Origin of the sequence: Natranaerovirga pectinivora (assembly GCF_004342165.1) — a bacterium.
Taxonomy (GTDB): domain Bacteria; phylum Bacillota; class Clostridia; order Lachnospirales; family DSM-24629; genus Natranaerovirga; species Natranaerovirga pectinivora.
Genome location: NZ_SMAL01000002.1, coordinates 122,158 through 136,754, shown reverse-complemented (window position 1 = coordinate 136,754; position 14,597 = coordinate 122,158). Strand labels below are relative to the sequence as shown.

The window sequence follows — 14,597 nt, the reverse complement described above, 5'->3', positions numbered from 1 at the left end:
TAAGACTTAATAAAATTACTAGAACAAGCTTTTTCTCTCTTGTTATAAACATAGCGCTTTTAATCAGCTTTCTTTATATGTTAGGAATAGCAGCTTCCTAGCATATAAAAAAAGGCTATAAATTAGAAACTCTAATTTATAACCTTTTTAATGTCGTTTTTACTTATATATATAGTTTTTTTATTCAGATAAATAAGAACAGCAATAATCTACAAGTTCAGTTACTTTTAATTTAAAGCTTGAATTCCTAGGCACTTCAAAAGATTGACCTCCAGTGATTGTCATCCAATCTTCACTTCCTAAAAGCTGTACTTCCATATTACCTGCTAATATTTCCATTAATTCTTTTTTATCTGTTCCAAATTCATACTCTCCTGGCATCATAATCCCTAGTGTTTTTGTTTCTCCACTGTTAAAAACAATGGTTCTACTGGTTACTTTACCATCAAAGTATGTATTTGCTTTTTTTAAGATAGTTACATTGTTAAATTGTTCCATTGTATCACACCTCTTTAACGATTATAAAATCATTGCCCCAAGTATACCAAAGATGATCAGTGGTATATTGTAATGTAAAAATGTTGGCACACAAGTATCCCAAATATGATCATGTTGACCGTCAATATTTAATCCTGCTGTTGGTCCCAATGTACTGTCTGAAGCTGGTGAACCTGCATCTCCTAATGCTGCTGCTGTACCGATTAGTAGTACAGTTGCTAAAGGGCTAAATCCCATTACGCTTGCTAACGGCACATATATAGCTGCAATAATTGGAATTGTACCAAATGAAGTACCGATCCCCATAGTAATGATAAGGCCTACCATGATCATCACACTAGCTGCAATAAACTGATTTCCACCCATTAAATCAGCAGCTGAATCAACTAGTGTCCCAACACCTCCAGTTTCACGAATAACTGAAGCGTATCCTGAGGCAACTAACATAACAAAGGCAACAAAGCCCATCATACCTATTCCACTATTGATCATCTCATCAATATCTTTCCATTTAATTGCCCCACCAATAACCATAATGGCAAGACCAACTAAAGCACCAATATGTAAAGATTTTAACGGGGATAATTGTATTGCTAAAGCAGAAAATGCACCTACAATAGCAACAAAATGTCTAACTTCGAATTTTACATTCATTGAAGTCGCTGCTATCTCTGCTTGTGTTGTTTCTAATGCTTCACTTACTTCATAGTTTCTTTCTTTTCTATAAGAGATAAAAACAGCTATAAACAAACCAATAACCATAGCAATCCCTGGAATCCACATTGCTCTCCAAACATCAGACTGAGCAATGACCATACCATTTTCGGCCATATTATCACTAATGATACCATGGAATATCCAACCATAACCAATAGGTAATACAACATAAGGTGCTTTCAAACCAAATGTTAAAGCTGATGCTACAGCTCTTCTATCGATTTTTAATTTATTCATTACCCCTACTAACGGTGGAATTAAAATAGGAATAAAAGCGATATGTACTGGTATTGCATTTTGAGACAAACTACTTACAAAAGCAAGTATTAATACCAATATAATTCCTTTACTTTTAATACCTCTTACAATAAATTTTGATAGAATTTCAGTTATACCTGTTTTATGTAATGCTGCAGCCAATGCACCTAATAAAATATAACTCAGTGCAGTACTAGAATTACCTCCCATACCTCCAATTAAAGTGCTCATTGTGTCACCAATAGGCATACCTGCTAAAACACCACCTGCAAGTGCGGCGATAATTAAAGAAAGTATTACATTTAATTTCAGTAGACACAATACTATCATTATAAGAACTGATAATACTACTGGATTTGTTAACATAAAGCATCCTCCTCACATTTTCTTTTTATGTTAAGTCTATTATACTACAGCCTATGCACTTTTGTGTAGTATTAAATTAGCATAATAAAGTACTTCTTTTAAAGGGTTTCACAAGGACTTTGCAATTTTTGATTCAGTTTTTATCCTATTTTTAAACTTTATAAATTTTACTTGTCATTAATTTATTAATTCTAAATCTTTTAATTTTGTACCAAACTTGTGCTTGTATGATAGGGGAATGCACGATGATTTAAGGTTGATGTAAGGGTACATTATTTTTAAAAATAAACATATACTTTATAACAAAATAGTATTATAATATATCCATAAAGAGTAATAATAGATTATTTTTGACATTATATAGAAAGAAGTGAATTTATGGAACGGATGTTTTCCAACAGGGACTTAAAAAGACTCATTATCCCCTTAATCATTGAACAAATCTTAGCTGTAGCCGTTGGAATGGCAGATATAATTATGATCGGTAGAGCAGGTGAAAGTGCCATATCAGGTGTTTCACTTGTTAATACCATTAATGCATTGCTTATTAATATATTTGCAGCTTTAGCCACTGGTGGCGCTGTGATTGCTGCTCAATACATAGGTAAAAAAGATAGTGAACAAGCTCGTGTATCTGCTAATCAACTTTTATTAATTTCAGGCATTCTATCCCTTTCTATCATGGGAATTGTCTTAATTGGTAATAGTGTAATTTTAAGAACAATATTTGGAAATGTTGAGTCTTCTATTTTAGAAAATGCACAGATATACTTCTTACTTTCTGCTTTATCTTATCCTTTTTTAGGTTTGTACAACAGTTGTGCCGGTTTATTTAGAGCCATGGGCAATTCAAGAGTCTCTATGCTAACATCTTTATGTATGAATATTATTAATGTGATTTTGAATGCTGTATTTGTTTTTGGATTTGGTATGGGCGTTGCAGGTGTAGGTTTAGCCACATTAATCTCTCGTATTTTTGCATCTGTAATTATGGTTGTTCTTATTAGAATACCAAGACAAGAAATATACATAGAGAAAAAATTCTCCTTTAAGTTTAATCCAGATATGATTAAGAAGATTTTACGTATTGGTATACCCAGCGGTTTAGAAAATAGTTCTTTTCAAATAGGTAAAATTTTAGTATTAAGTTTAGTTGCTAGTTTTGGAACATCTTCCATTGCAGCCAATGCTGTTTCAGGGACAGTTGCCTCTTTTGCTGTACTTCCTGGTGTTGCAACAGGTCTTGCCTTATTAACTATTGTTGGCCAATGTGTAGGCGCCGGTAATTATGAACAAGCCATATACTATACAAAAAAAGTGATGTTATATGCCTTTTTAGGCCTTGCCATTGTTAATGCTTTTATTATTATATTTGCACCAGCTATATTAAGTATTTATAGTCTAACAGAAGAAACTGCAAGTATTGCTCAAAAGATTATAGTTTACCACAGCATTTGTTGTATTATCATTTGGCCTTTATCATTCTCCTTGCCTAATGCTTTAAGAGCTGCCAGTGATGTAAAATACACTATGATTGTTTCTACTATCTCTATGTGGACTTTTAGAATTGGTTTTAGTTATGTCCTAGGTCGCTACATGGGTATTGGTGTCTTTGGTATTTGGGTTGCTATGACAATAGATTGGCTATTTAGATCAACATGTTTTACCATAAGATTCTTAAATGGTAAGTGGAAAGAAAAAACAGAAATGCCTCTACCACATAAAACGACTGCATAGTAAAAAGTAATGCATCACAATTAAAAGCAGCCCATCATTTAAATGGGCTGCTAATATTATTTTAATTCATTTTTTTTAGCTTTATTTTTATCAAATACTTTTAAATGATCTGCAATTCTTTTAAACTTGCTGATATCTTTAATTCTCTTTTGTCTTGTATAGGATACTTGAAGTGCTTTGATTAATGAAAAAGTCATCAGCACTAGTACAAGTGCAAAAGGTAATCCTGTTGTAATAACAGCTGTTTGTAAAGCTTGTAGTGCTCGTTCACCACCAATAATCAATAATATGGCTGCTACAAGACCTTCTAAACACGCCCAAAATACTTTTTGTCTTACTGGAGAAGTTTCTTTTCCACCTGATGTAATCTTAGAAACTACTAAAGATCCCGAGTCTGACGACGTGATAAAGTAAGTAATGATCAGCACCGTGGCTACAATGGATAATACAACACGAATAACACCAACAAACATATCTGCTGCAAATATTTGAGATAGACCAGAAAGCATTTCAAATAAGGCAACTGGTAGATTATTTTCTACCACACTGAATAAACCACCTTGCATTTCTCGATTAACAAATATTGCTGTACCACCGAAAACAGATAACCAAATAAAAGATAGTAGAGATGGTATAATAAGCACACCAAGTACAACTTCCCTAATGGTTCTTCCTTTAGAAATTCTAGCAATAAACATACCTACAAATGGAGACCAAGAAATCCACCACGCTAAATAGAACACAGACCATCCCCCTTGCCAACTTTTATCTCCCATTGAGATAAAAAATGAAGAGCTAACAAAGTCATTAAGGTACAGTCCTAAAGAATTGGAAAATGTTCTTAAAATATAGCCTGTAGGCCCAAGTAAAAATACTGCAACCATAAAAACTCCAGCTATTTTCATATTGGTTTCTGAAAGGAATTTTACCCCTTTATCAATACCAGATACTACAGATAATGTTGCTATAAATGTAATAACAACGATAAGAATAACTTGCATTGTTACATTAAAAGGGATTCCAATTAAGAAATTCAAACCACTATTAATCTGTTGAACACCTAATCCTAGAGATGTGGCCAAACCAAATAATGTGGCTAAAACTGCAATTGTATCTATAACATCGCCAAGACGACCAAACACCTTGTCTTTAAAAAGAGGGTAAAAAACTGATCTAAATGACAGAGGTAATTTTCTATTATAAGTAAAGAAGGCCAACGCCAAAGAAATAAGAGCATATATTCCCCAAGGGTGTAAACCCCAATGAAAAAATGTTGTTGCCATAGCAGCATGTGTAGCATTGCTTGAAGCAAATATGGGTGGCGTTTGAGAAGCATGGTATAGTGGTTCCCCAACAGACCAGAACATTAAACCAATTCCCATCCCTGCTGAAATTAACATAGAATACCAACCGAAATTTGAAAACTCTGTTTCACTATCTGTTCCACCTAATCGAACTGTTCCTAGTTTGGAAAATGCTAAAAAGATACACACGATAATAAAGAAATTACTAGATAAGATAAACACCCAATCAAAATTAGTAATAATGGTGTCTTGTACAAGGAAAAACATTTCATTGGCATGCTCTAGATTGAATAATGCATATAAAGAAAAAATTAAGATTAACAATCCTGCTCCTAGAGATACATTTAGATTCATATCTAAACCAAATTTTGTAAAGTTTCTTTTGTAAAGTTTTTCCTCTTGTTCTGCTTGGATTCTCTGTTCTTCCAAGAGTTGTTTTTCATCCATATGTTTCCTCTCCTATTCTGTTAAGTAAATTTTTGGATATAAACTTCTGTAATATTGTAACAAAAAATCCATGTTTTGTCACATGACCTGCTTTTATGATTAAAAATCATCAACTTCAGCTATGATTTTTATAATAGAAATAAATTTATCAATCTCTTCAACTGTATTGTAAATCTGTAAACTAACTCTTACGGAATGATCTATTGAACCTTCATTACTTATACAATGTTGTCCTGTTCTTACAAAAATCCCATAATCGTTTAAAATATATCCAATATCTTGAGAGCTCACACCATCTATTTTAAAGGAAATAATCCCATATCCTATTACACAACTACATAACGGAGGTCCAGATACAAATTGAACTTTACTTATCTTTTTTAATTCTTTTATTAAGTACTGGGTCAACTCTAATAAATACCCTTCAATGACTTCAATGCCTATTTCATTTATCAATTGAATTGCTGGTTCTAATGTTAATATGCTAGGGATATTCATTGTCCCAGCTTCTAACATTTCATATCCTTTATTATAATCCCTTATAATTTCATCATTAAAAAACCGACTATTGCCTCCTACAAAAAAGGGCTTAATTTGGTGATGCAATCTACTATTTATCCATAAAACACCTACACCATTCCCCGCAAACATTTTATGTCCTGAAAAATATAGAAAATCTATGCCTAACGCTTCTGTATCTATTTTTATATGTCCTATGCTTTGACTAACATCTAATACGAATACAGTGTCCTCTTTAATGGTTTTAATTTTTTTTACAATTTCTTGAACCCCCATTTCCATGCCATAAGCATTATGAATATGGGTTAGAACAACAACTTGGGTTTTATCATTTATTTTACTATATAAATCGATCTCATTATAATCGCCTTGACTATTATTAATGATTGGAACTAAATTAATAGTTACACCAGATTTATATAATAACTCTTTTATATTAATCCAAGGTAGTACAGTAGATTTATGATCTGTATAGCATAGTAGCACTTCATCCCCATCTTTTAGGTTGTGTAAGGCCCAAGAATACACAATAAGATTAGAGCTTTCAGTTGCACCTGAAGTAAATACAATTTCATTTATACTTTTTCCATTTATGAAAGAAGCAACCTTTTTTCTAACGTCGTTAATTGCCATATGGTTTTTATTAGCCCATTCATAACTCCCTCTTCCTATGTTTGCACAAGAATTCATATAAAAATCACTTAAAGTTTGAATAACACTGTAAGGCTTTTGTGTCGTTGAAGCATTGTCAAAATATATTGTATCTGGATTGTTTATAATTATTGGAAAGTTATTTCTTATGTTTTCTAAATGACAGCTTGTTCTTTCTTCTTGAGATTCAAGGGTTTCATAGGATATCCTGCATCCCTCCATGAAACAATCCCTCCTTCTAAGCTATAGGCGTCAAAACCTTTTTTCTTCATTAGGGCGACAAATTTATTTGATTTCTCACCAACTGGACAAACCAACATAACAAGGATATTATTAGAAAAAGGAATCCCTGCATCAATTAACTCCTCAAAATAATTATCTGTAATATTGATTGAATTGGGTATATGACTTGTTCTAAATGCCATATTACCTCTTAAATCTATTATTAAAGGATTATTCTCTTCTACCCACTCTAGGGCTTCGCCAATACTGATGGTATTTACATTAGCTAGTTCTTCATTGGATAAGTTTCTTATGGTGTCCTTATGGGTTTCTACCTCAAAAAAGTCCGGTCTTCTTTTCTGTATATATGAGATATACGGCTCTACTCTATCACATACAACAAAGACTGCTGTTTTCTTTTCAGATAAACTTTTATCTACTTCTTCTAAGTATTTTAAAGTCCCCCAAAATGCACCGCCACTAGTAGGACCTCCAAGAACGCCACTTTGACGTATAAGGGTTTCCATTCCATTGATGGCTTCTAAAGAATTCACTGTAATAATGTCATCATAAAGAGTTTTTTCATATATGCCTACTTCATGCATTTCATCTACATTTCTTATACCAGGGATGGTATCCCCTTTATCCGCTATAATACCTACTTTAACCAAATGAGGATTTTTTTCTGTTAAGTACTCTATTATTCCTCTACTTGAGCCTGTTGTCCCTAGTGTGCCTAAGAAATAATCTACAGTACCAATATCCTCATAAATTTCTCTTCCTGTTGTTTTATAATGGGTATCTCTATTTTTCATATTAGAGTACTGTGCCGTATGATAATATTTATGAGGCTCTTGGGACACCATATTCTCAATAAATCTAATAGGGTCATTTGGATCTGTTGGATCAGGACATTCTGAAAGACCTGGCAATTCCTCAATATCAGTTCCTAGAATTCTTAATATATTTTTAACTTCTGGTATTTTTATTCTATTGGTAACTGTTTTGAATGTAATGCCATTGATATGCGCTAAGATTTGAAGTGCCTTGGCAGTATTCCCACTAGATGATTCTATAATTGTCTTTCCATTTTCTTTTATATCCTTTAGATCTTCTTTTATCATGCCATAAGCAATTCTGTCTTTAACAGAACCAAAGGGATTATAAAATTCTAATTTTGCATAAAGCTCAATGTTTTTTAATTTATGAACTTCTGGAGATATCCTTAGTATCGGCGTATTACCAATAAGTTCAGTTATGTTGTTATATAACATCTCATCATCCTTTGCATCAATTAATAACATTAACTGGATTGTATATTTCATCAGAATACCATTGAAACCCATTCTGACTATTAGTAACAGCCACTTTTTTAGCGATAGGTTGCATAATAGACTCTGTTGCATTAAAATCCATAAAATAGCCAGCAGTATTAGGGAATATAATCATATCCCCTATACTAGGTATTTCTTGTAAATAGACTTTATGTTTATAAATCAAATCCGATTCTAAACAGAGATTACCAATGAAGTAGACTCCTATATCTTTATCCTTGGTAGTGGTAATTTTATTTTTGTATATCACTATAGGATCAATGAATAACTCTTGGTCTGCCATTACCACATCTGTCCTTTTAGCATCTAATCCTATTAGTGTTTCACCTTTTGAAGATTCCTTTATAAAATTGACTTTTGCAACGGTTATACCTAATTGGTTTACTAGTGCTTTGCCTGGTTCAATATATAATTCAATCATATTTTCACTAAGAATGGTCCCAATTGTTCTATTTTCAAAACTTGGTAACCTTGTCTCAAGCAAGGCATCAAGATAGTTAGGACCCGTTAAGTTATCATAGTAATTGTAAATATTCAATGACCCTTTTAAAACGCCTTTATCTTTTTGTACACCATAAGACAATCCATTCCAAGTGACACTTTCTTTATACCCTAGTATAGACTCTTTTAAATAACTAATGCTTTTATGCCACTCTGACTCTTTTTCAATATAGCTTACTTTAAATCCTCCACCTATATCTAAAACCTTTGGATCAAATCCATAATCTCTAGCTATATTAAAAAATATGATTGAATTTTCTATTGCTATAACCTTTTCTTTTATTTCAATAGTATCTAAATGAAAAGCAAACCCTAGTAATTCAAAATCTTTAATATGGTCATTTAAAAAATCCAATACATCATAAAGTTGACTCACTGGTATTCCAAATCGACTGTCCTTTGACAATATTTTGTGACTCTCAGATTGAAAACCACTAAATCTTAATAATACCTTTACTTTTTTAGTTGTATGAAAATACCTAGTTTTTTTAAGTTCTATCATTTGTTCTAGTTCTTGTAAATTGTCTATATTAAAAAGAATATTATGTTTCAATCCCAGTGCTATAAAATTTTTATTTTTAGGTCCTGTTCCTTCTATTCTTTCTCCTGTAAACCCGTTATTTAAAGCACTTTTTAATTCCTTTTCAGATGCCACATCAATATTCACATCTTCAAAGGATGCTTGCTTTACAATAGCATTAGATTTATTGGTTTTATGGGCATAAAATATCTTTCCACTCACATAATGTTTTTGAAAAACTTGTTTGAATCCCTCAATATTTTTTTCTATTTCTTCAGGGAAAAGAATGTTTAAGGGTGACCCTAGTCCATCTACTAAACTTATAAGGGTTTCTTTTTCATCTAGGAATTTTTTAATCCTTTCATTCACATAGGGTGTAAATTGCATCATGCCTTCATCACCACTTTTTCATAACTAAACTCTGGCTCAATATACTTCTCTAAATCTTGTCCATAATAGCCGTTATACCATTCTTTACAGCTGGCTTTGTATACATCTAGGAGCATACTGTAGTACTTATCCCAATTTTTTTCTGTATTTCTCATAACCCTACTAATCTTTTCAAAAACTTCTTCATTGTTTTTAGTAAAGACATCAAAAGCATTTATATTCCCTTGTTCAAACCTCCTTAGGTGGTTTGAATTGTTTATAATTCCTATTAATTTATCTTTTGGTATATACTTCTCTAAAAAAGCCAAGTCTTCTTCATCATTTATCTTATTGCCAATAACATAAGTATTTAGTTTATAATTCTCAGTAATTTTTAGAAAATCAAGATAGACACTTAAACTTCTTTGAGTTGGCTCAACTACAAAAATATTAATATCATATACTAAAAACATGGAAGTCCCTACACTGTCAACACCTGCTGTTGAGTCTGCGATAACAATATCTTTCTCGTCATCTAGCAAATGATTATAAGCCAACTCTAATACCCCTAATTTTCCATGATAACAAGAATGTCCCACTTCTTCATTACTATATGATCCAACTGTAATCAAAGAGATATTACCTTTTTGAGTTGCATATTTTTTTATAAATGGATCATCCTTTTTGGGTCGAATAAATCTTGAATTTTGGGAAGGTGGTGTCGTCCCAATAAAAACTGGTTTTTCTTCTGACTTACTAATTCTATCTTCTTCTAAGTAATGAATAAAATCTTCAAATGAATTGCAAATTGGATTAGCCTCCATTTGTAAGGTTCTTCCTAAATGTACATTCATATCTGCATCTATTGCTAAAATATGTTGATGTTGATTTTTCATATAATTTATAAATCCTGCCGCAACTGTTGTCTTTCCGCTACCGCCTTTTCCAAAAAAACCTACTCTCATTCCTTATCTCCTTTGATTTAGTTTTATATATCAGTGGGATTATTGACATTAATTAAAAATAATATTCTTTATTTTTTTAGCTTCTTAAGGGCAAACACTTTGTTTTTACAAAATCTTTAGAATATATATTAAATATTGAAAAAGTCTCCCAAATAATCATCTGGGAGACTTGCCATCATTTTTATATTTACTAGGTTACTTATCTAAACCTTTTTTCTTATATACATAAACAAATATTGCTATGGATCCAATGATCCATCCAATAATCACCGTTAAATTTTTTGAAAATATGTTTACTGAATCTTCATTAAAAACTCTTTCTAGTATAATCTCTAAATTATAGTTGGGAAGCCATTCTGCTATTGTCATAGCCACTTCATTAACTTCTCCTAACATTGGTATCATTAAAAATCCTAATGCAATTGGCATTACCATTACACCAGTAGCCATTTGATTCTGAACCATTAAACCGATGATTGCACCTATAGTAATCATGGTGATAACAACTAAAGTTGAAAGTATAATATACATTCCCATATGTCTTGAGTCTAAGCCTAAAATCATATAAATAAAAATATTATTTAAAATAGTAATGACCAACATAACCAATGTTTTACCAGTCAAAAATTCTACAGGTGAAACAGATGATAACATTAATGTTCTAAGTGTATTTTTTTCTTTTTCCTCAGAAATTAAAATAGCCATAATACTACAGCCAACAATCACTAAGTTCATCGTCATAACCAAAAGCAACGTCTGGCTTTTTTCCATATGCTCTCCTGGCATAGAACCTAGAAAAGAATATATAAATGCAAATAATATAGGCAGTAAGCACATAAAGAACACGTTAAGATTTTTTGTAAAGTCTTTTATTTCCTTTTTAAACAGCGCATTAACTCTTTTAATTGAAAAATCCATTACAGTTCCCTCCCTGTTAATCTTAAAAATATTTGTTCTAAATTAGGCTCCATAGAATGTATTGAGAGGAGTTGACCCTTCTTCATCCAAGCATTTATTTGAGCCCCTCCTTCTTCATCATTTTTAATAATAACATTCTGTGGATTGTTTTTAAGAATAACTTTTATCTCTTCTGTTCTATATTTTAATTTAATATCTGACGGCTTTCCTATTTCAACAATTTCTCCCTCATTAAGAAATGCAACCCGATTACAAAGCTTATCCGCCTCTTCCATGTTATGTGTTGTGAGAAAGATTGTAGTCCCTTCCTTATTCAACTTTCTTAATAGTTTATGAATCTCAACCATTGTAGATGGGTCTAATGAAGATGTTGGTTCATCTAAAAATAATAATCTTGGTTTGTTGAGAACTGCCCTAGCAAGATTTAATCTTTGTTTCATCCCTTTTGATAACTTTTTAACCTCTTTTTTCTTGCTCTCTAACAATCCTACTTGCTCTAATATCTCATCTGAATTTTTTTTATTTACCCCATTTATTTCTGCATAGAATAATAAATTATCTTGAACCGTTAATCGTTCGTACAAAGCACTATTATCAGATAAGACACCTATTTCTTTAAATACTTCTTTACTAGGAATGTGAATATCCTTTCCTAAAACCTTTACCTGACCACTTGTAGCAATAAGTTGAGCTGTCAAGATTTTTATTGTTGTGGTTTTACCAGCACCACTTGGTCCTAGAAAACCAAAAATTTCACCTTCTTTAATATCAAAGGTCATATTTTTTATCGCTGTTTTGTCTTTGAATTTTTTACAAACATTTTTCATAGAAATAATACTATCCATAACTAACCCTCTTTTCTTTGATTTATGGATTCATTATTTCATATTCTAAAAAGTCAAACTATAAAAATACGCCCAAAGGAGTATTATCAGGGTTAAATGGCTTCATTTTTAAAGTTAATGGCCCAAAGAAATCTCCATTAGGAGTATATAACACCTCCAATGGTGTATTAATTTATAGATTTAATATGCTTTTAAGTTCATCTAATCTTCCCTTTGATAAAGGAATAGATGTTTTTTTCTTATTATCTAAACTTAGACTAAAACTATTTCTAGTCCAAGTAACAATTTCTCTTACCCTTTGAAGATTTACTAAATAAGATCTATGACATCTAAAAAAACCAAAATATTTCAATCTGTCTTCTAATTCTCCAAGAGAAAATGAAGAAGGAAATTTTTCCCCACGTATATTTAAATGACTTATGCTATTTTCACTTTCTATATAATCTATTTCAGTAGGATCAAAAAGTAAGATTTTATCCTCTACTTTTGCAGGTATTTTTTCTACTTTATAAATTGGTTTTTCTAACGCTTTATCATTTCCTTCCTCTACTACATCTTCCTTAATGTTCTCAACTTCAACTTTTTCAGGATCAGTAATGATTTCTACAAAACCTTTATCATCTAATGTAAAGACCCTTCCACCTATAAACAAGGCATCTTTATAGGATATAGATGTGCAAATCACTGTCACACCCGCATCACTTAGCTCCTGAATATTTTCTAAAACAATTTTAACGCTATCTTTATCCATATTCATTATTGGCTCTTGAACAAGTAGAATCTTAAGATCCTTTAATCGTTCTCTTGCTATACTTAAGCGCTTCTTTTGTTGGTAAGTTAATTTTTTCACTTTTATTGAACCTACATCAAGTAATCCGAGTCTCATCAATATATCTTTACAATCTACTTTAGAGCCTAATAATTCTTGGAAAAATTTTAAATAACCTTCAACAGTTAGTCCATCATAAAATCCTTCCTCTCGTAGTACAATCCCTAAATTATTAAAACCTTTTTTAATATAATCTGTATTTTTAATTTGATCTATATGAATTTCACCTTTGGCAGGTAACTCTCTTCCTATAATTAGGTTAATTAGCATATCGCTTATCTCATTAGAACATTCTATACTCCCAATATCACCCTTGGATAATTCAAAAGTTACACCGTTTATACTGTTGCTTATTAAATCTTTGTATAAGTTTTTTATTTCTAACACGCTACTCCCCCTGATGAATTTGTATTTTTTTCTAGTACTTATTTTCAACTATACCATTCTAATACTACGTACGACAACATGATTTCTTATAAAAATATGATTAAAGTAATAAAGAATTGTTTTGTTACACTTCTAAAAATCACATTTCTAATTTATTACAACAAATACAATCTAAAAGCAAATAAAAATGTTATGGTATATACTTGTATTAGTATATACCATAACATTTACCTATTCTCAAACCCACTAATTATATAACAGTTCTTCGTATATTATTTTGCTTGTATCACTGGAATTACCAATTCGTGAAGTCTTGAGCCATCTTTTGCACTCTCTTCATATAATATAATGCTACCTGAATTGAAGTCAATTTCATCCAAATCGATGATTATTTCAAATTCTCCCCAACCTGGAGCCCCTTCTGAAGCCGTTGTAAATCCTTTATCGAATAAAAAGTGTCCGTCTTCAAATTCATATTGGATTGTTGCTTCAAAAACACGCGCTAATCCTCTTACAACAATTTGATCTTTTACTTCACTACCTGGAATTGGTTCAAAGATTCTAAAAGCTACATTTTGCAACACGATTTCTCTTGATTCTTTCTCGTCAATCCACCTATAAGAATCAGGGTCGTTTGCCAATATTGGTTCAGCTGTATAAAAATGTCCTATTAAAGACTCTCCAATAATCCCTTCTACTAAAATCTGTGTGCTATTATAACCAAATTGTTCCATAATCATGGTGATCTGTTCAACTAACATTAATTCTCCAGTTGAGCCTAGATTACTGTCTTGAATCTCTTTAGAAAAACTAACATGAGCAACTCCATTGACATCTTCAACATATTCTACAATAACATTTGTATGAACTAATGCACCCAGTTCTTCATGGTCTGGTCCGTTAATCCAAGCTTCTAAAGCAGCTTTTGGAACGCTTTCATCTTTTCCTACAACAATTTCAGTCTTTATACGGTATGTTTCCATTAAGTCATTATCCGTAAAATATAATACAACTTCATGTGTTTGTTTTTCTTCTTCTACTGGTTTTGGTGATAAATTTGATTCATCATAAGTTTCATCTTCTTTTGTATCTTCTTGTTTCTCACCAGTGGATGGGTCAGGTGTGACTATTTCTTTCTTATTACAGCCTATTAAAATTCCTAAACTTACTAATATTATCATTATAATTGTTAATATTTTTTTCATAATAA

The 14,597-nt window shown here is 31.5% G+C and carries 12 protein-coding genes; 1 reads left to right on the top strand and 11 read right to left on the bottom strand.

The window, feature by feature from the left end; all coding sequences use genetic code 11:
• Positions 1-180: 180 nt before the first annotated feature.
• Positions 181-498, bottom strand: a complete 318-nt coding sequence (ppnP, locus tag EDC18_RS03165) for a pyrimidine/purine nucleoside phosphorylase (RefSeq protein ID WP_132250218.1) — start codon at positions 496-498, stop codon at positions 181-183.
• A 21-nt stretch (positions 499-519) separates the two neighbouring features.
• Positions 520-1,839, bottom strand: a complete 1,320-nt coding sequence (locus tag EDC18_RS03160; RefSeq protein ID WP_132250216.1) for a Na+/H+ antiporter family protein — start codon at positions 1,837-1,839, stop codon at positions 520-522.
• Between the two features lie 378 nt (positions 1,840-2,217).
• On the opposite strand from EDC18_RS03160, the gene EDC18_RS03155 reads away from it, so the two are divergent.
• Positions 2,218-3,576, top strand: coding sequence for an MATE family efflux transporter (locus EDC18_RS03155; protein WP_243115049.1), 1,359 nt, complete (start codon positions 2,218-2,220; stop codon positions 3,574-3,576).
• Between the two features lie 56 nt (positions 3,577-3,632).
• Here the strand turns inward: EDC18_RS03155 and EDC18_RS03150 are convergent, their stop codons facing one another.
• The 9 genes from EDC18_RS03150 to EDC18_RS03110 form a co-directional block, all read right to left on the bottom strand.
• Positions 3,633-5,327 carry a BCCT family transporter gene (locus EDC18_RS03150; protein WP_132250214.1) on the bottom strand — a complete coding sequence of 565 codons (1,695 nt, stop codon included), beginning with the start codon at positions 5,325-5,327 and terminating at the stop codon, positions 3,633-3,635.
• 99 nt (positions 5,328-5,426) lie between these two features.
• A complete protein-coding gene (locus EDC18_RS03145; protein WP_132250212.1) occupies positions 5,427-6,719 on the bottom strand; it encodes an aminotransferase class V-fold PLP-dependent enzyme in 1,293 nt (430 codons plus the stop codon).
• Complete coding sequence (locus tag EDC18_RS03140) at positions 6,653-8,044, bottom strand: pyridoxal-phosphate dependent enzyme (protein ID WP_243115048.1); 1,392 nt, start codon at positions 8,042-8,044, stop codon at positions 6,653-6,655. The genes EDC18_RS03145 and EDC18_RS03140 overlap by 67 nt, the downstream gene beginning before the upstream one ends.
• Positions 8,010-9,464: a Y4yA family PLP-dependent enzyme gene (locus EDC18_RS03135; protein ID WP_132250210.1), complete on the bottom strand. Its 1,455-nt coding sequence runs from the start codon at positions 9,462-9,464 to the stop codon at positions 8,010-8,012. Before EDC18_RS03135 ends, EDC18_RS03140 begins: the two co-directional genes overlap by 35 nt.
• Entirely contained in the window at positions 9,461-10,408 is a 948-nt protein-coding gene (locus EDC18_RS03130) for a nucleotide-binding protein (RefSeq protein WP_132250208.1), read from the bottom strand. The genes EDC18_RS03135 and EDC18_RS03130 overlap by 4 nt, the downstream gene beginning before the upstream one ends.
• Before the next feature lie 195 nt (positions 10,409-10,603).
• Positions 10,604-11,326 (bottom strand): ABC transporter permease, encoded by a 723-nt coding sequence (locus tag EDC18_RS03125; protein ID WP_132250206.1) that lies wholly within the window; start codon positions 11,324-11,326, stop codon positions 10,604-10,606.
• Positions 11,326-12,171 (bottom strand): ABC transporter ATP-binding protein, encoded by an 846-nt coding sequence (locus EDC18_RS03120; protein ID WP_132250204.1) that lies wholly within the window; start codon positions 12,169-12,171, stop codon positions 11,326-11,328. The genes EDC18_RS03125 and EDC18_RS03120 overlap by 1 nt, the downstream gene beginning before the upstream one ends.
• A 172-nt stretch (positions 12,172-12,343) precedes the next feature.
• Complete coding sequence (locus EDC18_RS03115) at positions 12,344-13,387, bottom strand: LytTR family transcriptional regulator DNA-binding domain-containing protein (RefSeq protein ID WP_132250202.1); 1,044 nt, start codon at positions 13,385-13,387, stop codon at positions 12,344-12,346.
• Between the two features lie 272 nt (positions 13,388-13,659).
• The gene (locus EDC18_RS03110; RefSeq protein WP_132250200.1) at positions 13,660-14,592 is read right to left on the bottom strand and encodes a Gmad2 immunoglobulin-like domain-containing protein; all 933 of its coding nucleotides are present in this window, start codon (positions 14,590-14,592) and stop codon (positions 13,660-13,662) included.
• Between the last annotated feature and the right edge of the window lie 5 nt (positions 14,593-14,597).

Excerpts from the sequence above, each read along its gene's own strand:
- ppnP (WP_132250218.1), bottom strand. The coding sequence starts at position 498 with ATGGAACAATTTAACAATGTAACTATCTTAAAAAAAGCAAATACATAC.
- EDC18_RS03160 (WP_132250216.1), bottom strand. The coding sequence starts at position 1,839 with ATGTTAACAAATCCAGTAGTATTATCAGTTCTTATAATGATAGTATTG.
- EDC18_RS03155 (WP_243115049.1), top strand. The coding sequence starts at position 2,218 with ATGGAACGGATGTTTTCCAACAGGGACTTAAAAAGACTCATTATCCCC.
- EDC18_RS03150 (WP_132250214.1), bottom strand. The coding sequence starts at position 5,327 with ATGGATGAAAAACAACTCTTGGAAGAACAGAGAATCCAAGCAGAACAA.
- EDC18_RS03145 (WP_132250212.1), bottom strand. The coding sequence starts at position 6,719 with ATGGAGGGATGCAGGATATCCTATGAAACCCTTGAATCTCAAGAAGAA.
- EDC18_RS03140 (WP_243115048.1), bottom strand. The coding sequence starts at position 8,044 with ATGAAATATACAATCCAGTTAATGTTATTAATTGATGCAAAGGATGAT.
- EDC18_RS03135 (WP_132250210.1), bottom strand. The coding sequence starts at position 9,464 with ATGATGCAATTTACACCCTATGTGAATGAAAGGATTAAAAAATTCCTA.
- EDC18_RS03130 (WP_132250208.1), bottom strand. The coding sequence starts at position 10,408 with ATGAGAGTAGGTTTTTTTGGAAAAGGCGGTAGCGGAAAGACAACAGTT.
- EDC18_RS03125 (WP_132250206.1), bottom strand. The coding sequence starts at position 11,326 with ATGGATTTTTCAATTAAAAGAGTTAATGCGCTGTTTAAAAAGGAAATA.
- EDC18_RS03120 (WP_132250204.1), bottom strand. The coding sequence starts at position 12,171 with ATGGATAGTATTATTTCTATGAAAAATGTTTGTAAAAAATTCAAAGAC.
- EDC18_RS03110 (WP_132250200.1), bottom strand. The coding sequence starts at position 14,592 with ATGAAAAAAATATTAACAATTATAATGATAATATTAGTAAGTTTAGGA.